This window comes from Escherichia sp. WS2035, assembly GCF_046487065.1.
Classification (GTDB): domain Bacteria; phylum Pseudomonadota; class Gammaproteobacteria; order Enterobacterales; family Enterobacteriaceae; genus Escherichia; species Escherichia coli.
Window position 1 is genome coordinate 660532 of record NZ_JBJQKD010000001.1, and the last position, 22360, is coordinate 682891.

General features: G+C 52.1%; 20 protein-coding genes. 5 read left to right on the plus strand and 15 right to left on the minus strand.

Translation table 11 applies throughout. From position 1 onward, the window contains the following. From artJ to ACJHX4_RS03260, 6 genes are all read right to left on the minus strand, one after another. Positions 1 to 732, minus strand: a complete 732-nt coding sequence (artJ, locus tag ACJHX4_RS03235) for an arginine ABC transporter substrate-binding protein ArtJ (RefSeq protein ID WP_001295905.1) — start codon at positions 730 to 732, stop codon at positions 1 to 3. Positions 733 to 957: 225 nt separating this feature from the next. Continuing rightward, positions 958 to 1626 (minus strand): arginine ABC transporter permease ArtM, encoded by a 669-nt coding sequence (gene artM / locus ACJHX4_RS03240; RefSeq protein ID WP_000464491.1) that lies wholly within the window; start codon positions 1624 to 1626, stop codon positions 958 to 960. Next, positions 1626 to 2342, minus strand: a complete 717-nt coding sequence (gene artQ / locus ACJHX4_RS03245; RefSeq protein ID WP_001001691.1) for an arginine ABC transporter permease ArtQ — start codon at positions 2340 to 2342, stop codon at positions 1626 to 1628. Before artQ ends, artM begins: the two co-directional genes overlap by 1 nt. A gap of 6 nt (positions 2343 to 2348) precedes the next feature. Next, positions 2349 to 3080, minus strand: a complete 732-nt coding sequence (gene artI, locus ACJHX4_RS03250; protein ID WP_000756574.1) for an arginine ABC transporter substrate-binding protein ArtI — start codon at positions 3078 to 3080, stop codon at positions 2349 to 2351. Between the two features lie 17 nt (positions 3081 to 3097). Continuing rightward, entirely contained in the window at positions 3098 to 3826 is a 729-nt protein-coding gene (artP, locus tag ACJHX4_RS03255) for an arginine ABC transporter ATP-binding protein ArtP (RefSeq protein ID WP_000027205.1), read from the minus strand. Between the two features lie 217 nt (positions 3827 to 4043). Beyond that, positions 4044 to 4559, minus strand: a complete 516-nt coding sequence (locus ACJHX4_RS03260) for a lipoprotein (RefSeq protein WP_001295906.1) — start codon at positions 4557 to 4559, stop codon at positions 4044 to 4046. Positions 4560 to 4684: 125 nt separating this feature from the next. On the opposite strand from ACJHX4_RS03260, the gene ACJHX4_RS03265 reads away from it, so the two are divergent. Both ACJHX4_RS03265 and amiD read left to right on the plus strand, forming a co-directional pair. Beyond that, positions 4685 to 5008, plus strand: coding sequence for a heavy metal-binding domain-containing protein (locus tag ACJHX4_RS03265; RefSeq protein ID WP_001160737.1), 324 nt, complete (start codon positions 4685 to 4687; stop codon positions 5006 to 5008). Then, on the plus strand, positions 5005 to 5835 hold the full coding sequence (gene amiD / locus ACJHX4_RS03270; RefSeq protein ID WP_001255186.1) for an N-acetylmuramoyl-L-alanine amidase AmiD: 831 nt from the start codon (positions 5005 to 5007) through the stop codon (positions 5833 to 5835). The genes ACJHX4_RS03265 and amiD overlap by 4 nt, the downstream gene beginning before the upstream one ends. Here amiD and ACJHX4_RS03275 read toward each other — a convergent pair. From ACJHX4_RS03275 to aqpZ, 8 genes are all read right to left on the minus strand, one after another. Beyond that, positions 5832 to 6845 carry an NAD-dependent epimerase/dehydratase family protein gene (locus tag ACJHX4_RS03275; RefSeq protein WP_001305933.1) on the minus strand — a complete coding sequence of 338 codons (1014 nt, stop codon included), beginning with the start codon at positions 6843 to 6845 and terminating at the stop codon, positions 5832 to 5834. The genes amiD and ACJHX4_RS03275 overlap by 4 nt on opposite strands. A 98-nt stretch (positions 6846 to 6943) precedes the next feature. Then, positions 6944 to 8374 carry an SDR family oxidoreductase gene (locus ACJHX4_RS03280; protein ID WP_001136505.1) on the minus strand — a complete coding sequence of 477 codons (1431 nt, stop codon included), beginning with the start codon at positions 8372 to 8374 and terminating at the stop codon, positions 6944 to 6946. A 10-nt stretch (positions 8375 to 8384) separates the two neighbouring features. Continuing rightward, positions 8385 to 9386, minus strand: coding sequence for a low-specificity L-threonine aldolase (gene ltaE / locus ACJHX4_RS03285; protein ID WP_000566382.1), 1002 nt, complete (start codon positions 9384 to 9386; stop codon positions 8385 to 8387). Positions 9387 to 9422: 36 nt separating this feature from the next. Continuing rightward, entirely contained in the window at positions 9423 to 11141 is a 1719-nt protein-coding gene (poxB, locus tag ACJHX4_RS03290) for a ubiquinone-dependent pyruvate dehydrogenase (protein ID WP_000815373.1), read from the minus strand. A gap of 132 nt (positions 11142 to 11273) precedes the next feature. Continuing rightward, entirely contained in the window at positions 11274 to 12242 is a 969-nt protein-coding gene (gene hcr / locus ACJHX4_RS03295) for an NADH oxidoreductase (RefSeq protein WP_000178692.1), read from the minus strand. An 11-nt stretch (positions 12243 to 12253) separates the two neighbouring features. Next, positions 12254 to 13906, minus strand: coding sequence for a hydroxylamine reductase (hcp, locus tag ACJHX4_RS03300; protein ID WP_124831055.1), 1653 nt, complete (start codon positions 13904 to 13906; stop codon positions 12254 to 12256). A gap of 143 nt (positions 13907 to 14049) precedes the next feature. Next, positions 14050 to 14949, minus strand: a complete 900-nt coding sequence (gene lysO / locus ACJHX4_RS03305) for an L-lysine exporter LysO (RefSeq protein ID WP_000491137.1) — start codon at positions 14947 to 14949, stop codon at positions 14050 to 14052. Between the two features lie 414 nt (positions 14950 to 15363). Then, entirely contained in the window at positions 15364 to 16059 is a 696-nt protein-coding gene (aqpZ, locus tag ACJHX4_RS03310; RefSeq protein ID WP_000488716.1) for an aquaporin Z, read from the minus strand. Positions 16060 to 16483: 424 nt separating this feature from the next. On the opposite strand from aqpZ, the gene ACJHX4_RS03315 reads away from it, so the two are divergent. Further along, positions 16484 to 18142: an ATP-dependent endonuclease gene (locus ACJHX4_RS03315; protein WP_000599803.1), complete on the plus strand. Its 1659-nt coding sequence runs from the start codon at positions 16484 to 16486 to the stop codon at positions 18140 to 18142. Here the strand turns inward: ACJHX4_RS03315 and ACJHX4_RS03320 are convergent. Beyond that, entirely contained in the window at positions 18139 to 19095 is a 957-nt protein-coding gene (locus ACJHX4_RS03320; RefSeq protein ID WP_001351020.1) for a VirK/YbjX family protein, read from the minus strand. The two genes, ACJHX4_RS03315 and ACJHX4_RS03320, sit on opposite strands and share 4 nt — an antisense overlap. Positions 19096 to 19245: 150 nt before the next feature. Here ACJHX4_RS03320 and macA point away from each other — a divergent pair, with 150 nt between their 5' ends. Together macA and macB are read left to right on the plus strand one after the other, a co-directional pair. Beyond that, a complete protein-coding gene (macA, locus tag ACJHX4_RS03325) occupies positions 19246 to 20361 on the plus strand; it encodes a macrolide transporter subunit MacA (protein ID WP_000746478.1) in 1116 nt (371 codons plus the stop codon). After that, positions 20358 to 22304 carry a macrolide ABC transporter ATP-binding protein/permease MacB gene (gene macB / locus ACJHX4_RS03330; RefSeq protein ID WP_000188152.1) on the plus strand — a complete coding sequence of 649 codons (1947 nt, stop codon included), beginning with the start codon at positions 20358 to 20360 and terminating at the stop codon, positions 22302 to 22304. Before macA ends, macB begins: the two co-directional genes overlap by 4 nt. Positions 22305 to 22360: the final 56 nt, after the last annotated feature.

Here is a 22360-nt window from a genome sequence, read left to right on the forward strand (position 1 = left end):
TTACTGTGGGAACCACTGGTCATTGATTTTCTGATATGTACCGTCAGCTTTAATTGCTGCCAGCGCGTTATTCAGTTTTTCCAGCAGAGCTTTGTTATCCGGACGTACAGCGATACCCAGGCCGGTGCCGAAGTATTGCGGATCGGTCACTTTTTCAGTAGCAACGCCCAGTTGCGGATTGGTTTTCAGCCATTCGTTTACCACTGCGGTGTCACCAAATACGCCATCAATACGGCCATTTTTCAGATCGATAAAGGCATTCTGATAACTGTCATAGGAGACAGTTTTCACTTCCGGGTGCTGATCCTGAATATATTTCTGGTGCGTGGTGCCGTTTTCCATCCCAATACGTTTGCCTTTCAGATCGGCAAACGTTTTGTAGGTATCTTTTTTGGCAATCACGACGGCTGAGTTTTCGTAGTAGGGCGTGGTAAACGATACCTGTTTGCTACGCTCCGGCGTGATATCCATTCCGGAGATTACGGCGTCATATTTTCTGAATTTCAGTGACGGGATCAGGCTGTCGAAAGCGTGATTAGTAAAAGTACATTCTGCCTGCATTTGTTTGCACAAGGCTTTTGCCAGGTCGATATCAAAGCCGACAATCTCATTATTAGCACCTATAGATTCAAAGGGTGGATAGGTGGCTGAAACGCCAAAATTGATTTTCTCTGCGGCAGAAGCACCGAAAGTAAAAGAAGCAAGTAAAGCGGCAAGAACTAACTTTTTCATGATGGAACTCCCGTCTGTCAATCTTATGATTTTTGGCCGTGTCTGCGGCATGGGATAACAATGCCATTAAGTGAATTTATATGCAATAAATATGAGTAAATAATTTATATGAAATAAAAAAAGACGGACAGCTTAGTGGGTTGTCCGTCTTCATAATAAGAATTTATGCACTATGTAGGCCGGATAAGGCGTCCACGCCGCATCCGGCATCAGCATGCAGCTACATTAATTCCGCCGTTCGAATGCCAGTGCTTTACGCTCGATCAGACGCATCATCAGCGTCAGCAGGCCGTTGACGACCAGGTAAATAATCCCCGCCGCGCCAAATACCATTACATCGTAGGTGCGTCCGTACAACAACTGGCTGTATCCCATCACTTCCATGAGCGTAATGGTGTAAGCCAGAGAGGTACTTTTGAACACCAGCACCACTTCGTTGGAATAAGAAGAGAGCGAGCGTTTAAACGCGTACGGCAGCAGGATCGCCAGCGTATCTTTTTTGCTCATTCCCAGGGCGCTACAGGACTGCCATTGACCTTCCGGGATCGCGCGAATCGCACCGTAAAACAGCTGCGTGGTGTACGCCGCACTGTTCAGCGACAACGCAATCAGCGCACATAACCACGGTTCTGACAACAAATGCCACAGTGCCGGATACTCCTGCAACGTCGGGAACTGGCCCGGCCCGTAATAAATCAGGAAGATCTGCACCAGCAGCGGCGTACCGGTAAACAGCGTGATATAGCCCCGTACCAGCCACACCAGCACCGGCGTTTTCAGCGTCAGGATGATGGTAAAAATCAATGCCAGAATCAGTGCCACAATCAGCGAGGCAACGGTTAGCGTCAGGCTGGTGTGCAGCCCTTTCATCAGTTCGGGTAAATACTCAAACATTAGCTGGGCCTCCGCTCAAAACGTGTCGCGCGCAGGTCAATGCGTTTGAGAATGTACTGACTGAGCAGGGTGATCACCAGGTAAATCGCCGCCGCCACAATGTACCAGGTAAACGGTTCCTGGGTACGGGTAGCGATGCTTTTGGTTTGTAGCATTAAATCATTCACACTAATCAAACTGACCAGCGCGGTATCTTTCAGCAGCACCAGCCACTGGTTACCGAGACCCGGCAGCGCATGACGCCACATCTGCGGCATCACCAGACGGAAAAAGATAGCCGATTTCGACAGCCCCAGCGCCTGACCGGATTCCCACTGCCCCACCGGCACCGCTTTTAATGCACCACGCAGCGTTTGCGAGGCATAGGCGGCATACAGCAGTGACAGAGCGATGACACCACAAAGGAACGGGCTAACGTCGAAGTTCTCAATGTCCATCTGCACCGGGATCTGCACGAACCCAAGATTGATAGTGAAGCCATCCGAAAGCGTCAGCAGCAGCTGCGAGGAGCCAAAATAGATAAACAGCACCACCAGAATTTCTGGCAGGCCACGCAGAATGGTTACCAGCGCTGAACCTGCCCACGCGACAGGACGCCATTTCGCAGACTCCCATACCGCAAAGAACATCGCCAGCGCCAGCCCGACAATCAATGCACAAACGGCAAGGCCGACGGTCATCCCGGCGGCGCTTGCTAAAGGAAAAAATTCATTCATCAGGAATTACTTCTGGAACCATTTGTTGTAGATGGTTTCGTAAGTGCCATCTTTCTTCACTTTTTCCAGCGCAGTGTTGAATTTCTGCTGCAGTTCAGTGTTGCCCTGGCGTACTGCGATGCCGAGGCCAGTACCGAAGTAATCTTTATCGGTCACTTTATCGCCCACTGCCGCCAGTTTCGGGTTATCTTTCAGCCATTCAGTTACCACTGCGGTGTCACCAAATACGCTGTCGATACGACCGTTTTGCAGATCCAGTTTTGCGTTCTGGTAACTGTCATATGGCACGGTAGTGATTTCCGGATGCTTATCCATAATGAACTTCTGGTGTGTCGTCCCGTTCTGAACGCCAACTTTTTTGCCTTTCAGCTGATCAACACTGGTGTATTTGCCTTGCTGACCCACAAACAGGGCAGAGTTGTCATAGTACGGGGTGGTAAACAGCACCTGCTTTTCACGCTCCGGAGTGATATCCATGCCCGCCATCACTGCTTCTACGCGACGGAATTTCAGGCTTGGGATCAGGCTGTCAAACGCCTGGTTAGAGAAAGTGCAGGTTGCATCAATCTCTTTACACAATGCCTGCGCCAGGTCGACATCAAAACCAACGATCTGGTTGTTTGCATCAATCGATTCAAACGGAGGATAGGAGGCTTCGGTGGCAAAACGAATGGTTTCGGCTGCTGTGGCGGAAAGACTAAAACCTGCAATTAACGCGGCAATCAGAACTTTTTTCATTGTTGTTATCCCGAATCTTAGTGAGAGAGATAGTTTTTAAATGCTTCGGTTTGCGGCTCGGTAAAGCAGCTCGCGTCGCCTTGTTCTACGATATGACCGTTTTCCATATACACCACTCGGCTGGCGGTTTTACGCGCCACTTCAACTTCGTGGGTGACGATCACCTGGGTAATATTCGTTTCTGCCAGCTCACGAATGATGCTGACGATTTGTGCCGTAATTTCGGGGTCCAGTGCGGCGGTCGGTTCATCGAACAGCAGTACCTGCGGTTCCATCATCAACGCACGGGCAATAGCAACACGCTGCTGCTGACCACCAGAAAGATGCAGCGGGTAACGATCGCTATAAGGTTTAAGACGCAGACGTTCCAGCAGTTTTTCTGCACGGGCCAGCGCCTGATCTTTACTCAGCCCCAGTACACGGCAGGGCGCTTCAATCAGGTTTTGCTGCACGGTCAGATGCGGCCACAGGTTGTATTGCTGAAACACCATGCCAACGTTACGACGCAAATCGCGAATCGCTTTGTCAGAGGGGGTTTTGGTGAAATCGAAATGGTTGCCTGCAATGTTGAGCGTACCGGAGCGCGGCATCTCAAGCAGATTGAGTACACGCAGCAGCGAGCTTTTACCCGCGCCGCTGGGGCCAAGTAACACCAGCGTTTCGCCCTGCGGGCAATCCAGCGTGATATCGAACAGCGCCTGATGCGCGCCGTAGAAGCAATTAATGCCGTTTAATTGAATACTCATTGACACTCGTATACTGGCAGTCTGATAGCTATTGAGGTCGAAGATAGTACCTTTGACAGAATAATTATGCAATATTTCTGCTTTAAAAGTTAAAAGCAAAGCGCATTATTCAATAAACATAGCACAAAATAACGGGGGCGGTGGTCGGCGAGCATAAATGTCGGCATTCCTCACGAAATGCCGGACAATTTACGGGGTTTATTGGTTGATCAAGACGTTAGCGATTCTCGATGGATTGACGGAGCGTACCCGCCGTGGCATGAACGCTACCGCCTAAGTAGCGCACATCGTCGATGACCCAACACTGGCCTTCCTGAATCATTAACACTTCATCCTGCCAGCCCTGGTCACCCTGCTTGAGATCCACGCGCAATGGAATGTTACGGGCATCACGATTAGGGATAGTCGATGCACTGGCTACGTGGGCGCTGTCTGGCAAGGTGGTTCGACTGGAGAACGGATCGCTGCTTAACAATTCACGATGACTATTATCGCGGCTGGCATCGCTAAGTAGGGTTGCCAGTTTGTCACTCAAATAGGGGCGCAGAGCGGTAATGTCATTGCTGCGATGTTGAATGCGGTAGTCATAGAACTGTTGAGCCACACTATCAGGCCCCCCCTGGACACAGGAACCGGTGCGGGGGCCGTTATCTTTATAAGCTGGCGTGACGGTGGTACAGGCACTGAGTAGCAGTGCGCAAGGGATAAGCATGGTCAATTTGCTATAGCGCATGATGATTTCCTTATAAGCGAACACCTTGAAAGCGTTCTACGATAATAATGATATCCTTTCAATAATAGCGTATCAGTCCGATAATGCTTTGAAGATCGAAGGCTTAGCAAACAAGGAGATCGATCATGCAATTTTCTACAACCCCAACTCTGGAAGGCCAGACCATCGTTGAATATTGCGGTGTGGTGACTGGCGAAGCGATTTTAGGCGCGAATATTTTCCGTGATTTCTTTGCCGGTATCCGCGATATCGTTGGCGGACGCTCCGGTGCCTACGAAAAAGAACTGCGTAAAGCGCGGGAGATTGCCTTTGAGGAGCTCGGCTCCCAGGCGCGAGCGCTGGGGGCTGATGCCGTCGTCGGTATTGATATCGACTACGAAACGGTCGGGCAAAACGGCAGTATGCTGATGGTTAGCGTCAGCGGTACGGCGGTGAAAACGCGTCGATGAGAAGAGTCTTCTGGCTGGTCGCTGCCGCTCTGTTACTGGCAGGGTGCACAGGCGAAAAAGGCATTGTCGAGAAAGAGGGATATCAGCTTGATACCCGACGCCAGGCGCAGGCGGCGTATCCGCGCATTAAAGTGCTGGTGATCCACTACACCGCAGATGATTTTGATAGCTCGCTGGCGACACTGACCGATAAGCAGGTCAGCTCGCATTATCTGGTCCCTGCGGTGCCACCGCGATACAACGGTAAACCGCGCATCTGGCAACTGGTGCCGGAACAAGAACTGGCCTGGCATGCGGGGATTAGCGCCTGGCGCGGGGCAACGCGTCTTAACGACACCTCTATTGGCATTGAGCTGGAAAACCGTGGCTGGCAAAAATCGGCGGGAGTGAAATATTTTGCCCCGTTTGAACCGGCACAGATTCAGGCGCTTATTCCGCTGGCGAAAGATATTATTGCCCGTTATCACATCAAGCCGGAAAACGTAGTAGCACATGCGGATATTGCGCCACAGCGCAAAGACGATCCGGGGCCATTATTTCCCTGGCAGCAACTGGCACAGCAGGGGATTGGTGCCTGGCCGGATGCGCAGCGGGTGAACTTTTACCTTGCCGGGCGCGCGCCGCACACACCGGTAGAGACCGCGTCATTGCTGGAGCTTTTGGCGCGTTATGGTTATGACGTAAAGCCTGATATGACTCCGCGCGAGCAGCGGCGTGTGATTATGGCGTTCCAGATGCATTTCCGCCCGACGTTATATAACGGCGAAGCGGATGCAGAAACTCAGGCGATTGCCGAAGCGTTGCTGGAGAAATACGGGCAGGATTAGCGCGGCAGTTTTCCGTGGTCGCGCAGCCAGGCGGCAGTTTTCTCGATACCTTCATCCAGGGTGAGGACTGGCTGATAACCTAACTCTTCCTGCGCACGCGTAATATCCAGCGTAAAGTCAAAATTCAACTTGGAGACGCCGTAGTGGGTCAGCGGCGGCTCTTTTGCTGACTTGCGGCCTAAACGCTCCATGCTGCGGGCGATCATATCCAGCATCGGGTAAGGAACCGAACGAATACGACAGTCAATATTCAACTCGTCGATCAGCTTCTGCACGATGCTGCGCAGTGTGCGATGCTCGCCGTTGGTGATGTTGTACACACGCCCGGAAGGTAGCTTATCGCACGCTTCCTGGCTTGCCAGCCACATGGCGTGCACGGCATTTTCATAGTAGGTCATATCGACCAGCGCACTGCCGCCATGCGGTAACAGAATACTGCCGTAGTGATGCATCATATGCGCCAGACGAGGGATAAAGACTTTATCGTGCGGTCCGAACAGACTTTGTGGGCGCAGAATAGTAAAGCGCGTTTGTGGATTCGCCTGCGAAAGCATATTGATCACTTCTTCGCTGGCTGCTTTGCTGCGGGCAAACTCGTTGGCGAAGCGGTGAGGGCGAAAATCTTCTTTAATATCGCGATGGTGGTGATAATCGAAGTACAGGGAGGGAGAAGAGATATGAATAAAGTTACGCACACCCCAGGCGACAGCCCATTCACCCAGGCGGCGAGTGGCGCGAACGTTAGCCAGATCGAAAGCCTGTTGTGTCCCCCAGGGCGAGGTAAAGCTGGAGCAGTGCCACAGCGTATCAATGCCCGCGAGCATCACTTTAGCTTGTGATGAGACCAACTCGGTCAGATCCGCCGGAACAAACTCTGCGCCCATTTTTTCCAGCAATTTACCCATTGCCTCGTTGCGACCGGTCGCTCGCACGCTGATGCCTTTCTGGCATAAAAACTCTACCGCGTTTCGACCTAAGCCGCTGGTGGCGCCGGTAACCAGTACCTTCATATCAATCCACTGTTGTTGAGAAAATGACGTGCGCATTCTTCCGTGATTTCCCCCTTGATGCAATGGGAAACATGAAAGAATAACGCAGGTTTTGTCGATTAATCTGTGCTTTGTTCTGCCAGTCTGGCGATTCGTTTTGCCATTCCGCGAAAAATAAACAGATGCGCGGGGATCATCAATAACCAGTAAAACAGCCCCGGCATACCGTGCGGATGCCAGAAAGCACGGACATCGATTGTACGATAGTCGCCTTTATCTTCCAGGGTAAAACAGAGTCGTCCCAGCCCCGGCGCTTTCATGCCAAATAACAACGTAAGTTGTTTTTCCGGTTCAACGACAATGACTTTCCAGCTATCCACAGCATCGCCGGTCTGTAAATATTCGCGCTCCGGGCGGCCTTTTGCCAGCTTATGACCGATCGCAAGGTCCATCAACGCCCGTGTCTGCCACAAAATATTGCCAAAGAAATAACGCTCTTTACCGCCGATTTGATTGACCACCCGCCATAGCGCCTGAAGGCTGGCAGACGTTTTAACGGTAAACCCCGCCTGTTTGGCAAAATAACCGTATTCTGGTCGCCAGCGAGCAAAAGCCTGCGCGTCATATCCCCAGTCGCTGGAGTTGACCAGTTTTTCTTCCTCTTTCAACGTGCTACGTACCGCGTCATCGAAAGCGATCAGCGGTTGTGGAATGAGTGCACGTAACGCGGTGTCATCCGCCAGCAGATCGTGTTTCAGCCCCTGAATCAACGCTCTGGCGGTGGTGGGCGGTACTGAAGTAATCACATTAAGAAACCACACCGAAATCCAGCGGGTGGGGAGGGGGATGGGGAGCAACCAGCGGCGCTTACCGCTCACCGCCATAAAATGTTCAAACTGTTGCTGATAACTGAGCACTTCTGGCCCAGCGGCTTCGAAGATGCGATGTTCGCAAGCCGGATGATCTAACAGCGCCACAAGATAGTGCAGCAGGTTTTCCAGCGCGATGGGCGTAGTGCGTGAACGTACCCAGCGTGGTGGCGTTAATACTGGCAGGTTGTAAACCATATCGCGCATGACTTCGAATGCCGCTGAACCCGCGCCAACGATAATTCCGGCACGTAGTTCGGTCACCGGGACACCCGCTTCACGTAAAATATCCGCCGTGGCCTGACGAGCACGCAGATGATCAGATTGTTCATGAGGCGGTGCCTGCAATGAACTGAGAAAGATGACTTGCTTTACCGGTACTTCGCGCAGCGCATCGCGGACGTTGAGAGCCACCTGGCGCTCCTGAGCGATAAAATCACCACCTTCGCCCATGCTGTGCACCAGAAAATAGACAGTATCAATATTCTGCAACAGGACCGGAAGGTTATCCGGCCAGTTGAGATCGACTTTATGGCAACTGACATTAGCCAGTTGCAGTTTTGCAAGTCTGTCGACGTGACGTGCCGCCGCCAGGATCTGATGCCCTTGCTGGCTGAGTGTGTGCACCAGATGTTGACCAATGTAGCCACTGGCACCGAGAACTAAAATGCGTTGCGGCACGTCTCTCTCCTTAACGCGCCAGGAACGCACGCCAGTGGGCGGCAACTTCCGCCAGTTGTTCACGCGAGACGTCAAGATGGGTCACCAGGCGGACAATCGGCGAGGCGTTAATCAGCACGTTTCTCGCTTTCATGTATTCGCCTAACGCGGCAGCATTTTCTTCCCCGACGCGAACAAACAGCATATTGGTGTCCTGACGCATCACATCCGCGCCTGCTTCACGCAACTGCTCCGCCATCCAGGCGGCGTTATCGTGGTCTTCCTGCAAACGTGCGACGTTATTTTTCAGCGCATACATCCCGGCGGCAGCCAGAATGCCGGACTGACGCATCCCGCCACCTGTCATTTTCCGCCAGCGAATGGCACGTTTAATGTAATCACGATTACCGACGAGTAATGAACCGACTGGCGTCCCAAGACCTTTCGACAGGCAAATGGTGAACGAGTCACAATATTGCGTGATCTCTTTCAGTTCGCAGCCGTAAGCCACCACGGCATTAAAAATGCGCGCACCGTCAACGTGCAGCGCCAGATTGCGCTCGCGGGTAAATTCCCATGCTTCTTTCAGGTATTCACGCGGCAGCACTTTGCCGTTGTGGGTGTTTTCCAGACTGAGTAATTTGGTGCGGGCGAAATGGATATCGTCGGGTTTGATTTTCATCGCCACTTTATCCAGCGGTAGCGTACCGTCGGCAGCTGCGTCGATGGGTTGCGGCTGAATACTGCCCAGTACTGCTGCGCCACCGGCTTCAAACAGATAGTTATGCGCGGCCTGACCGACGATATACTCTTCGCCGCGTTCGCAGTGACTGAGCAGAGCGACCAGGTTGGCCTGAGTGCCGGTAGGCAGAAAAATGGCGGCTTCTTTACCGGAAAGCTCTGCTGCATAGTCCTGCAGAGCATTAACGGTAGGGTCGTCTCCATAAACGTCGTCCCCAACCGGGGCGGCCATCATCGCTTCGAGCATGGCGCGGCTCGGTCGGGTAACGGTATCACTGCGTAAATCAATCATGGCATGTCCTTATTATGACGGGAAATGCCACCCTTTTTACCTTAGCCAGTTCGTTTTCGCCAGTTCGATCACTTCATCACCGCGCCCGCTGATGATTGCGCGCAGCATATACAGGCTGAAACCTTTGGCCTGTTCGAGTTTGATCTGCGGTGGAATGGCTAATTCTTCTTTGGCGACCACCACATCCACCAACACCGGACCGTCGATGGAGAAGGCGCGTTGCAGGGCTTCATCGATTTCAGACGCTTTTTCTACGCGGATACCCGTAATGCCGCAGGCTTCGGCAATTCGGGCAAAGTTGGTGTCGTGTAGTTCGGTGCCGTCAGTCAAATAGCCACCAGCTTTCATCTCCATCGCCACAAAGCCCAGCACGCTGTTATTAAAGACGATAATTTTCACTGGCAGCTTCATTTGCACTACCGAGAGGAAATCGCCCATCAACATGCTAAAACCGCCATCGCCGCACATGGCGACCACCTGGCGTTCTGGCTCGGTTGCCTGCGCGCCCAGCGCCTGCGGCATGGCGTTAGCCATCGAACCATGGTTAAACGAACCTAACAGGCGACGCTTGCCGTTCATTTTTAGATAACGTGCCGCCCACACCGTTGGCGTACCAACGTCACAGGTGAAAATAGCGTCATCGGCGGCAAAATGACTAATTTGCTGCGCCAGATATTGCGGGTGAATGGCTTTCTCGCTCGGTTTAGCTAAATCGTCCAGCCCTTTGCGGGCGTCGCGGTAATCTTCCAGCGCCTTATCCAGAAACTTGCGTTCGGTTTTTTCTTCCACCAGTGGCAGCAATGCGCGCAGGGTTGATTTGATATCGCCGACCAGCGCCATATCTACCTTGCTATGCGCGCCGATGCTGGCTGGGTTGATATCAATCTGAATAATTTTGGCATCGGTCGGGTAGAACACACGGTAGGGAAACTGAGTACCGAGCAGCACTAACGTATCGGCGTTCATCATGGTATGGAAACCTGACGAAAAGCCGATTAATCCCGTCATTCCAACATCATATGGATTATCGTATTCGACATGTTCTTTACCGCGCAGGGCATGGACTATAGGCGCTTTAATTTTCCCGGCAAACTCAACTAACTCTTTATGCGCCCCCGCACAGCCGCTGCCACACATCAGGGCGATATTGCTGGAATAACGCAGCAGTTGCGCCAGTTTGCGTAACTCTTCTTCTTCCGGTGTTACTACCGGCTGTGGCGCATGATACCAGTGGGTAGTTGCCCCTTCTGGCGCAGGTTTTAACGCCACATCGCCCGGTAACACAACAACGGAAACGCCACGGTTAAGCACCGCTTTGCGCATAGCAATTGCCAGCACTTGTGGGATCTGCTCTGGGCTGGAAACCAGCTCGCAATAGTGACTACATTCGCGGAATAGCTCTTGTGGGTGGGTTTCCTGGAAATAGCCGCTGCCAATTTCGCTGGAGGGAATATGAGCGGCAATCGCCAGTACCGGAACGTGATTGCGGTGGCAATCGAACAGGCCGTTGATTAAGTGCAGGTTGCCGGGACCGCACGATCCGGCACAGACCGCCAGTTCTCCGCTAAGTTGTGCTTCAGCGCCAGCGGCAAATGCCGCCACTTCTTCATGCCGGGTGGACATCCACTCGATGGTGCCCATGCGATTAAGACTGTCACTAAGACCGTTCAGAGAGTCGCCCGTGACTCCCCAGATGCGTTTCACGCCTGCCGATTCGAGTGTTTTGGCGATATAAGCTGCAACCGTTTGTTTCATGGTTCTCCATCTCCTGAATGTGATAACGGTAACAAGTTTAGTTCATCTGACGGAGGGGGAAGGGATGGGAGAAAAAGGAGGCACTAACGGTTAAATAGCCCGATGAAAGGAATATCATCGGGCATCAGGCGATTATGCGAAAACCAAATCCCCCTGCGGATGGCATGAGCAGGCCAGTACGTAACCTTCAGCGATTTCGGCGTCGGTCAGCGTCATTGTGCTGCTCACCGTATATTCACCGGAAATCACTTTCGTCTTACAGCAGCCGCAAACACCCGCACGGCAGGCGGCGACAACCGGAACGTTATTGCTTTCCAGCGCCTCCAGTAGCGTGGTGCCAACCGGAGCGTAAAATTCTCGTGCCGGTTGCAGTTTGGTGAATTTCAGACCGCTGGTCGCCGCTTCCGCTACTGGGGTGAAGAATTTCTCTTTAAAGAAACGCGTCACGCCGAGCGTTTTCACTTCCTGCTCTACCCAATCCATATATGGAGCAGGGCCACAGGTCATCACGGTACGTGAGGCTAAATCAGGGACACCTGCCAGCAGTTCGCGAGTGAGACGACCAGCGATAAAGCCTTCGGTAACGTTATTTTCCGCCACCAGCGTTACCGGATAGTTACGCCACTCATCGGCGAAAATCACATCCTGCGGCGTACGCACGTTGTAGATCACCTGCACATCGGCCTGTGGACGGTTCTTCGCCAGCCAGCGACGCATCGACATAATCGGCGTGACGCCGCAGCCTGCCGCCAGCAACAGGAATTTATCTTCTGCTTTATCGTCGCAGGTAAATTCCCCCATCGCGTCCGAAAGCCAGAGATAATCACCGCGTTTTACATCGCGCGTCAGCCACCGGGAGCCGACACCGTCATCAATCCGCCGCACAGTCAGGGTGATGTATTCACTCACGCCTGGCGTGGAGGAAATGGTGTAAGCACGCAGCGTTTCTGCTGAGTTTCGCACGCTGACCAGCGCATATTGCCCGGCGCGATACGGGTAGTAATCGTGGCAAATCAGGGAAATCGTCCACACATCCGGCGTTTCTTGCGTAATGTGATGAACCTGCATCCGCCACGGGCATTGATTCGTTGGCATCGTCATCGACAAACTCCTTACGCGCTCAACAGTTGCTTCATGTCTTCTTCAACAGTGGTGATAGAACGCAGGCCGAATTTCTCGTTCAGCACCGCCAGCAGGTCTGGTGTCAGGAAACCAGGTGCAGTCGGGCCGGTGACGATATTTTTCACACCCAGAGAAAGCAGCGTCAGCAGAATGACAATCGCTTTCTGTTCAAACCAGGAGAGCACCAGCGACAGCGGCAGATCGTTGACTCCGCAGCCCAGTTTCTCTGCCAGCGTTACCGCCAGAATAATTGCTGAGTAAGCATCGTTACACTGACCAGCATCTACCAGACGCGGCAGACCTTCGATATCGCCAAACTCAAGTTTATTAAAGCGATATTTACCGCAAGCGAGGGTCAGGATCAGGCAGTCATCCGGCACGCTGGTGGCGAAATCGGTGAAGTAGTGACGCTCGCCGCGTGCGCCGTCACAGCCGCCAAGCAGGAAGATATGACGCAGTTTTACACGGCTCACCAGATCAATCAGCGTATCGGCTGCGCCAAGCAGTGTCTGGCGACCAAAGCCCACGGTGATCAGGTGCGGAATTTCGCTGTACGGGAAGCCCGCCATCTGTTGCGCCTGGGCAATGACCGCAGAGAAATCTTCGCCATCCAGATGGCGCACACCCGGCCAGCCAACGATGCTGCGGGTCCAGATACGATCGTCATAAGCGCCTACGGTTGGGTCGATGATGCAGTTCGAGGTCATCACGATGGGGCCTGGGAAACGAGCGAACTCCACTTGCTGATTCTGCCAGCCGCTGCCGTAGTTACCGACCAGATGCTTGAATTTACGCAGCTCCGGGTAACCATGCGCAGGCAGCATTTCGCCGTGGGTGTAGACATTAACGCCCGTGCCTTCGGTCTGTTCCAGCAGGTTGTAGAGATCTTTGAGATCGTGACCGGAAATCAGGATGCATTTACCTGCCGTCGCTTTGACATTGACCTGGGTTGGGGTCGGGTGACCGTATTTACCGGTTTCGCCTGCGTCCAGAATGCTCATCACTTTGAAGTTCATCTGGCCGATTTCCATTGAACACTCAAGAAGCGCGTTCATATCGGCAGGCCAGGTCCCCAGCCACGCCATGATTTTATGGTACTGGGCATAAATATCGTTGTCGTATTGACCGAGAACATGCGCGTGTTCCATATAGGCCGCCGCACCTTTCAGGCCATACAGGCACAGCAGACGCAGGCCGAGAATGTTTTCGCCAATCGCCGCTTTATCTTTGTTAGGGGTAAATTCTGCTGCCTGACGTTGCAGCTCGCCGAGATCGTCGCTCACCAGTTGCAGGTCAGCCATCGGGTTATCGACGCGGGCGTTGGCATCTACAGCCAGGCATTGTGCTTTCAGCGCCTCGCGCAGGGCAATCGCTTCACGAGCGTAGCCGATAATACGCGGAGAATCGAAGTTAACGTTGGTCAGGGTTGAGAAAAAGGCACGTGGCGCAAAGCTGTCTACATCGTGGTTGATGATGCCGTATTCACGTGCTTTCACTGCCCAGGCCGAAAGCCCTTGCAGCGTCGCGATGAGTAAATCCTGAAGGTCAGAGGTTTCCGCCGTTTTACCACACATCCCCTGCGCGTATGAGCAGCTGTTTCCTGCCGGAGTACGGATAGTTTGTTCACATTGCACACAAAACATGATCACACCTTTTAAAGTTATATTTAATATACATGTTTAAGGTTAAGACGCTTAACGCGGGGATAAAAGAGATTTTTAATGCAACTTTAAGGGAGATTGATTTAGCGCAATTTTGGCGGCAGAGATCTACCGCCAGAGAGGTATTATGCAGAGAAAAAGGCGATGAGAATCGGCACTAACAGACTAAGAATAAAACCGTGAACAATCGCCGCCGGGACCATATCCAGCCCGCCTGTACGTTGAAGAACGGGCAGGGTGAAATCCATCGACGTCGCACCGCATAAGCCCAGTGCAGTAGAGCGGCTACGGCGAATCAGCCCAGGGATTAACATAATAGCAATCAGCTCACGGGCCAGATCATTAAAAAACGCCGCGCTCCCGATTACCGGACCAAAAGATTCGGTCAATAAAATACCGGAAAGAGAATACCAGCCGAAACCGGAGGCCATTGCCAGCGCGGTATTGATGGGAAGATCAAGAATAAAGGCGTTAATTAAACCACCAATTAATGAACTGGCAACCACCACCACGGCGACAATCATTCCCCGGCGATTAAGGACAATCTGCTTTAAGGTCATGCCATTATTGCGCAACTGAATACCGACGAGGAAAAGCAGCAGAATTAAGGTGTATTCACTGGCTTCGGTCGCGTGTTGTAAGAAAGCCAGTCCACTCAGACCAATGGCAAAACCAATCACTACTACGCCGCACAGTTTTAGCGACTCCAGCGCCATCGCAATACGCGACGGGAGTTTTTCTTGCTGATGGTGGTTGCTCCATGGCAGGCCGCGCTCCAGCCACATCAGGGCGGCAATATTACACAGTAAAATAACGGTAGTACTGACGGCAGAATAATGCAGAATTGCCAACAAGTTACTGGCGAGGTTATCGAGAAACGCCAGACTGATACCCATAAAAAAGAGAATAAGGTAAACCATCCAGCTTAAGAGCTGATTAATAACTCTTAATGCAGCTTTTTGGCGAAGCGGAATGAGGTAACCCACAATCAGGGGAACCAGAATGATTAACAGCCCAGAAAACATGAAAACCCAGTCCTTGCAAAGAAGATTCGAAATGCGCGATGACACACTACTGAAAGCGGAAGGACGAGTAAAGTTGCAATTAAAAGGAAATGTTATGCATAAGGATCGGTAGGGTATTCATTTTCATTTAAAGATATTCTTGCGCTTTAATTACAAACCGCACCGGTGTTGGTGGCGTCAAAATCGCCGACCCGGTAGCCGTAAGGGATAAGTCGAGGGCACCGCGCAGCGGCGATTTTGTTCGCCAGAGCCCGGGGGTGCAGGGGGCGGCGGCGATTGGCCGCCCCCTGCACGCTCCTTGCGCCAGTGGCAATATGTGGCTTAGCTCATGAAAGGAGCGCAACAAGATGATGAATCAACATATAACAACATCTTAAAAAAAGGCCTGACATTGCGCCAGGCCTTCTGCGTTAATTAATTACGCTTTTCCAGTAGAGTCCGGTAAATCAGACCACCGATAATACCGCCGACAATTGGCACCACCCAGAAGAACCACAGTTGTTCTAATGCCCAGCCGCCCTGGAAGATAGCAACCGCAGTACTGCGCGCCGGGTTAACGGAAGTGTTAGTCACCGGAATACTGATTAAGTGAATCAGGGTTAAGGCCAGACCAATGGCAATTGGCGCAAAACCAGCAGGAGCGAATTTGTCAGTTGCGCCGTGGATCACCAGCAGGAAACCTGCACTCAATACCAGTTCAACTACCAGCGCGGAAAGCATGGAATAACCGCCTGGTGAATGCTCGCCATAACCGTTAGAAGCAAAACCGCTGGCTGCCGCGTCAAAACCCGTTTTACCACTGGCAATTAAATACAGCAGCGCCGCCGCAACAATACCGCCGACAACCTGGGCAATTACGTAGCCAACGACTTCTTTTGCCGGGAAACGTCCGCCAGCCCATAAACCAATAGTGACCGCCGGGTTAAAATGACCACCAGAAATATGACCAACAGCAAAGGCCATTGTCAGAACGGTCAGACCGAACGCCAACGCCACGCCGGCAAAACCAATGCCTAATTCCGGGAAGCCTGCGGCCAGTACGGCACTACCACAGCCGCCAAAAACAAGCCAGAAAGTACCAAAACATTCAGCTGCTAATTTTCTGAACATATCCACCTCAATTAAAAATTGACCCTGTGAAAAATATGGTCGTTTTATAGGGTCGTCGTAAAAAAGTGACGACGGAAATAATGCGCGGCTATTTTAAAAACGAAGGCAAATCATTCGCCAGATAAATAAATCCAGTAAATTTGATTTAGGGCAACAGCGGGTTGCCCCATATAGTCATTTGTCTGATTGACAGTGTAGTGCAAGCGAAAGATTTAATCCTTTAGGCGTAATAAAAAATAATTTATCATGCTAATTATTTGATTTTGTTGTTTTTGCAGGCTTATCAGCAAGAGGGAGTATAACGCGATTATTCGCTCATTTTTCAGACATTTGCCATGCTTAAATGTGATGCCATCACGTATTAGCAGGCCTTTCCCGTTATACTGCCAGCGTAAAGAATAAGTCACATATTTCTGGAGGGGATATGATTCTTGAGCGCGTTGAAATTGTGGGTTTTCGCGGTATCAACCGTTTGTCGTTGATGCTGGAACAAAACAACGTCCTGATTGGGGAGAACGCGTGGGGTAAATCCAGCTTGCTGGACGCCTTAACCCTGCTGCTATCGCCAGAATCAGATCTCTACCATTTTGAGCGCGATGATTTCTGGTTCCCGCCGGGAGATATCAACGGGCGAGAACATCATCTGCATATTATTTTGACCTTCCGCGAATCGCTGCCAGGCCGACATCGGGTTCGCCGCTATCGGCCGCTGGAAGCGTGCTGGACGCCATGCACCGATGGTTATCACCGTATTTTTTATCGTCTGGAAGGGGAGAGTGCGGAAGACGGCAGCGTGATGACACTGCGCAGTTTTCTCGATAAAGACGGACATCCGATTGATGTTGAGGATATTAACGATCAGGCTCGTCATCTGGTGCGTTTAATGCCGGTGCTGCGCTTGCGTGATGCCCGTTTTATGCGCCGTATTCGTAACGGCACGGTGCCAAATGTCCCCAATGTGGAAGTCACCGCGCGCCAGCTCGATTTCCTCGCCCGTGAGTTGTCCTCACATCCGCAAAATCTCTCTGATGGACAGATTCGTCAGGGACTTTCCGCAATGGTGCAACTGCTTGAGCATTATTTTTCTGAGCAGGGAGCTGGACAGGCGCGATATCGTTTAATGCGGCGGCGAGCCAGCAATGAGCAACGAAGCTGGCGCTATCTGGATATCATCAACCGGATGATTGACCGACCTGGAGGGCGCTCGTATCGGGTTATTTTGCTCGGCCTGTTTGCTACTTTGTTGCAGGCAAAAGGCACATTGCGACTGGATAAAGACGCCCGTCCATTGTTGCTGATCGAAGATCCAGAAACCCGTTTGCACCCCATTATGCTTTCAGTTGCCTGGCATCTGTTGAACCTTCTGCCATTGCAGCGCATCGCTACTACCAACTCGGGAGAGTTGCTTTCGTTAACGCCGGTAGAGCATGTTTGCCGACTGGTACGTGAGTCCTCTCGCGTTGCCGCCTGGCGTCTGGGACCGAGTGGCTTGAGTACCGAAGATAGCCGACGCATCTCCTTTCACATTCGTTTTAACCGTCCGTCATCGCTGTTTGCCCGTTGTTGGCTGCTGGTGGAAGGGGAAACGGAAACCTGGGTTATCAATGAACTGGCGCGTCAGTGCGGACATCATTTTGATGCCGAAGGGATCAAGGTCATTGAGTTTGCCCAGTCCGGGCTAAAGCCACTGGTTAAATTTGCCCGGCGAATGGGGATTGAATGGCATGTACTGGTCGATGGCGATGAAGCAGGGAAGAAATATGCCGCTACGGTACGCAGCCTGTTGAATAATGATCGGGAAGCCGAACGAGAACATTTAACGGCGTTACCGGCGCTGGATATGGAACATTTTATGTATCGCCAGGGATTTTCCGATGTGTTCCACCGCGTGGCGCAAATCCCGGAAAATATACCGATGAATCTGCGCAAAATTATCTCGAAAGCGATCCATCGCTCTTCCAAACCCGATCTTGCCATTGAAGTGGCAATGGAGGCCGGACGTCGTGGTGTGGACTCCGTACCGACGCTGCTGAAAAAAATGTTCTCACGCGTGCTGTGGCTGGCGCGCGGTCGGGCCGACTAACTACAAAACATCGTGGCCATTTGTGGCTGAATAGCGTCGAGCATCTCATAGCGCCGACGGTATTCAGCCCGTTTTTTACTGGCGATTTCGGCAATCTCTTTTCGTGCTATCTGTGCTGGAAGGCGGTAATGGCGTTCAGCATCACATACGCCGCCAACCGATTCCCAGAAAGCGTTGTAATCGGCATGGATCTTGCCTTCTTTATCGCGATAACGCAGGCTGCGGTAAATATGCGTTTCATTGCTGACGGCAATAATCTGCTCTACCTGCAAACGTTGGGCAAACAGACAGGCCGCTTCCATCACGAGGCGTTTGGGAAATAGCCCGTGGCAGGCTTTCGTCGCATTCTGGATTTCCTGGTGTGGAATTTCCCATTTTGCGCCTTGCAGTCCGCCAATAAACATCGTCCTTTTCCCCTGATATTCACACAGGGTAAAAGTGAGCTCTGCCAGAGGAATACCTTCGCTGTTGCGGAACAGGATGGTGCTGTCACCTTCTTTATCCATTGAGATCATCATGGTCAGCTCAAGCGTGAACTGCTCGCCGTTTTTGCCTTCCAGCTTCGCCAGTTGCAGCCCGGGGGTATTCAAATATAAGCTGAATTCTTCCGCCGACATACACCCGCGGAGTAACGCATAATGGTAACGTAACGCCTCCAGCAATTGCTTACGGCTAAGATTCGCCGCAAGGTAAGGGCGATGTAGACGTACAGGCAGTCGCGGCTGGCGCGTTAACAACACATTGAGATTAGGCCAGTGGGAAAGTTCGTTCATCCACTCAACGCTTAAACGCGGCATAATCAACGAGCGCAGCAAAAATTTCTGGCGAAAACTACGGCGATGCCAGAATTTACCCGGCCGACACTGTCCTCGTGCCAGACTAAGAAAAAGTGACAGGCTGCTGAGAGATTCAGATGGCGTAAAGGTCCGTTCAGTTAGCTGCGACATATTCATGAAATCAATGGTTATACATGACGTCGATTTAACCATTGCGTATCTTAACCAAACATCAATAGTGTGATTATTAACGTAAATTTTAGGGTTTTGTTGATATTTCGTTGAAGTTAATGACCCGGATTGGCATATGGAGTATTCAGAATATTTATGAAAAAGCGGAAAACCGTGAAGAAGCGTTACGTTATTGCGATGGTGATAGTCATCGCCGGGCTGATTACGTTATGGAGAATTCTTAACGCACCCGTGCCGACTTATCAGACGCTGATTGTGCGCCCCGGTGATTTACAGCAAAGCGTGCTGGCGACCGGAAAGCTGGACGCGCTGCGTAAGGTTGACGTGGGCGCGCAGGTCAGCGGTCAGTTGAAAACGCTGTCGGTGGCGATTGGCGATAAAGTAAAAAAAGACCAGCTTTTAGGGGTTATTGATCCTGAACAGGCTGAAAACCAGATCAAGGAGGTGGAAGCAACGCTGATGGAGCTACGCGCGCAGCGGCAGCAGGCGGAAGCGGAGCTGAAACTGGCGCGGGTGACGTATTCCCGTCAGCAACGTCTTGCACAAACGCAAGCGGTTTCACAGCAGGATCTCGATAACGCCGCGACGGAGATGGCTGTGAAACAGGCGCAAATTGGCACCATTGACGCGCAAATCAAGCGCAATCAGGCCTCTCTCGATACGGCTAAAACCAATCTCGATTACACCCGCATCGTTGCCCCGATGGCCGGGGAAGTCACGCAAATCACCACTCTGCAAGGCCAGACGGTGATTGCCGCACAACAAGCACCGAACATTCTGACGCTGGCAGATATGAGCACCATGCTGGTAAAAGCGCAGGTTTCTGAAGCGGATGTAATCCACCTGAAGCCGGGGCAAAAAGCCTGGTTTACGGTGCTTGGCGATCCACTGACGCGCTACGAGGGGCAAATCAAGGATGTGCTACCGACGCCGGAAAAGATTAACGACGCTATTTTCTATTACGCCCGTTTTGAAGTACCCAACCCCAATGGTTTACTGCGGCTGGATATGACCGCGCAAGTGCATATTCAGCTCACCGATGTGAAAAATGTGCTGACGATCCCTCTGTCGGCGTTAGGCGATCCGGTTGGCGATAATCGTTATAAAGTCAAATTGTTGCGTAATGGTGAAACACGCGAGCGTGAAGTGACGATTGGCGCACGTAACGATACCGATGTTGAGATTGTCAAAGGGCTGGAAGCGGGCGATGAAGTGGTGATTGGTGAGGCCAAACCAGGAGCTGCGCAATGACGCCTTTGCTCGAATTAAAGGATATTCGTCGCAGCTATCCTGCCGGTGATGAGCAGGTTGAGGTGCTGAAGGGCATCAGCCTCGATATTTATGCCGGTGAGATGGTAGCGATTGTCGGTGCTTCGGGTTCTGGTAAATCGACCCTGATGAATATTCTCGGCTGCCTGGATAAGGCCACCAGCGGCACCTATCGCGTCGCCGGTCAGGATGTTGCCACGCTGGACGCCGATGCGCTGGCGCAACTGCGCCGCGAGCATTTCGGCTTTATTTTCCAGCGTTACCATTTGCTTTCGCATTTAACCGCCGAGCAGAACGTTGAAGTACCCGCCGTCTATGCCGGTCTTGAGTGGAAACAGCGGCTGCTTCGCGCCCAGGAGTTACTGCAACGACTGGGGCTGGAAGACCGTACAGAGTATTACCCGGCACAGCTTTCGGGTGGCCAGCAACAGCGCGTCAGTATCGCGCGGGCATTGATGAACGGCGGTCAGGTAATTCTTGCCGATGAACCGACCGGCGCACTGGACAGCCATTCTGGCGAAGAGGTGATGGCGATCCTGCATCAGCTGCGCGATCGCGGGCATACGGTGATTATCGTCACACACGATCCGCAGGTTGCTGCTCAGGCCGAGCGGGTGATCGAAATTCGCGACGGCGAAATTGTGCGCAATCCTCCCGCCATTGAAAAAGTGAATGCTACTGGCGGAACGGAACCTGTTGTCAACACGGCGTCTGGCTGGCGGCAGTTTGTCAGCGGTTTTAACGAGGCGCTGACGATGGCATGGCGGGCGCTGGCAGCGAATAAAATGCGTACTTTACTGACCATGCTGGGGATTATTATCGGTATTGCGTCGGTGGTTTCCATTGTCGTGGTGGGCGACGCCGCCAAACAAATGGTGCTGGCGGATATTCGTTCTATTGGTACGAATACTATTGATGTCTATCCCGGGAAAGATTTTGGCGATGACGATCCGCAATATCAGCAGGCGCTGAAGTACGACGACTTAATCGCCATCCAAAAACAACCGTGGGTCGCCTCAGCCACACCTGCCGTCTCGCAAAACCTGCGCCTGCGTTATAACAATGTTGATGTGGCTGCCAGTGCCAATGGCGTGAGCGGCGATTATTTTAATGTCTATGGCATGACTTTCAGTGAAGGGAACACCTTTAATCAGGAGCAGCTGAACGGTCGTGCGCAGGTCGTGGTTCTCGACAGTAATACTCGCCGCCAGCTTTTCCCCCATAAAGCAGATGTGGTTGGCGAGGTGATTCTGGTTGGCAATATGCCCGCCAGAGTCATTGGTGTGGCGGAAGAAAAACAGTCGATGTTTGGTAGCAGTAAAGTGCTGCGTGTCTGGCTGCCATACAGCACGATGTCCGGGCGAGTTATGGGTCAGTCGTGGCTGAACTCCATAACTGTCAGGGTGAAAGAAGGCTTTGACAGCGCTGAGGCGGAACAGCAACTCACGCGTTTACTTTCACTGCGCCACGGTAAGAAGGATTTCTTTACCTGGAACATGGATGGCGTCTTGAAAACCGTTGAAAAGACCACACGTACTTTACAACTGTTTCTGACGCTGGTGGCGGTGATTTCGCTGGTGGTGGGCGGTATTGGTGTAATGAATATTATGCTGGTGTCAGTGACCGAGCGGACGCGGGAAATTGGCATTCGCATGGCTGTAGGTGCGCGAGCAAGCGATGTTTTGCAACAGTTTCTGATCGAAGCCGTACTGGTTTGCCTGGTTGGTGGCGCTTTGGGAATAACACTGTCACTGTTAATTGCTTTCACCTTGCAGCTTTTCTTACCCGGCTGGGAGATTGGTTTTTCACCGTTAGCGCTGCTGCTGGCGTTTCTCTGCTCGACGGTCACCGGGATTTTATTTGGCTGGTTACCCGCACGAAATGCGGCACGACTGGATCCAGTAGATGCTCTGGCACGGGAGTAATTTTTGAGATAAAAATGCCAGCCGATCGGGCTGGCATTTTGCCTTTAGGATGTACA

What these genes read in the sequence shown, in the direction of transcription:
- ACJHX4_RS03275 (WP_001305933.1), bottom strand. Translation starts at nt 6,845, where the DNA reads ATGAAGGTACTGGTTACCGGCGCCACCAGCGGCTTAGGTCGAAACGCG.
- hcr (WP_000178692.1), bottom strand. Translation starts at nt 12,242, where the DNA reads ATGACGATGCCAACGAATCAATGCCCGTGGCGGATGCAGGTTCATCAC.
- aqpZ (WP_000488716.1), bottom strand. Translation starts at nt 16,059, where the DNA reads ATGTTCAGAAAATTAGCAGCTGAATGTTTTGGTACTTTCTGGCTTGTT.
- artM (WP_000464491.1), bottom strand. Translation starts at nt 1,626, where the DNA reads ATGTTTGAGTATTTACCCGAACTGATGAAAGGGCTGCACACCAGCCTG.
- ACJHX4_RS03320 (WP_001351020.1), bottom strand. Translation starts at nt 19,095, where the DNA reads ATGAATATGTCGCAGCTAACTGAACGGACCTTTACGCCATCTGAATCT.
- ACJHX4_RS03260 (WP_001295906.1), bottom strand. Translation starts at nt 4,559, where the DNA reads ATGCGCTATAGCAAATTGACCATGCTTATCCCTTGCGCACTGCTACTC.
- artQ (WP_001001691.1), bottom strand. Translation starts at nt 2,342, where the DNA reads ATGAATGAATTTTTTCCTTTAGCAAGCGCCGCCGGGATGACCGTCGGC.
- macA (WP_000746478.1), top strand. Translation starts at nt 19,246, where the DNA reads ATGAAAAAGCGGAAAACCGTGAAGAAGCGTTACGTTATTGCGATGGTG.
- lysO (WP_000491137.1), bottom strand. Translation starts at nt 14,949, where the DNA reads ATGTTTTCTGGGCTGTTAATCATTCTGGTTCCCCTGATTGTGGGTTAC.
- hcp (WP_124831055.1), bottom strand. Translation starts at nt 13,906, where the DNA reads ATGTTTTGTGTGCAATGTGAACAAACTATCCGTACTCCGGCAGGAAAC.
- artP (WP_000027205.1), bottom strand. Translation starts at nt 3,826, where the DNA reads ATGAGTATTCAATTAAACGGCATTAATTGCTTCTACGGCGCGCATCAG.
- ACJHX4_RS03315 (WP_000599803.1), top strand. Translation starts at nt 16,484, where the DNA reads ATGATTCTTGAGCGCGTTGAAATTGTGGGTTTTCGCGGTATCAACCGT.
- macB (WP_000188152.1), top strand. Translation starts at nt 20,358, where the DNA reads ATGACGCCTTTGCTCGAATTAAAGGATATTCGTCGCAGCTATCCTGCC.
- poxB (WP_000815373.1), bottom strand. Translation starts at nt 11,141, where the DNA reads ATGAAACAAACGGTTGCAGCTTATATCGCCAAAACACTCGAATCGGCA.
- amiD (WP_001255186.1), top strand. Translation starts at nt 5,005, where the DNA reads ATGAGAAGAGTCTTCTGGCTGGTCGCTGCCGCTCTGTTACTGGCAGGG.
- ltaE (WP_000566382.1), bottom strand. Translation starts at nt 9,386, where the DNA reads ATGATTGATTTACGCAGTGATACCGTTACCCGACCGAGCCGCGCCATG.
- artJ (WP_001295905.1), bottom strand. Translation starts at nt 732, where the DNA reads ATGAAAAAGTTAGTTCTTGCCGCTTTACTTGCTTCTTTTACTTTCGGT.
- ACJHX4_RS03265 (WP_001160737.1), top strand. Translation starts at nt 4,685, where the DNA reads ATGCAATTTTCTACAACCCCAACTCTGGAAGGCCAGACCATCGTTGAA.
- artI (WP_000756574.1), bottom strand. Translation starts at nt 3,080, where the DNA reads ATGAAAAAAGTTCTGATTGCCGCGTTAATTGCAGGTTTTAGTCTTTCC.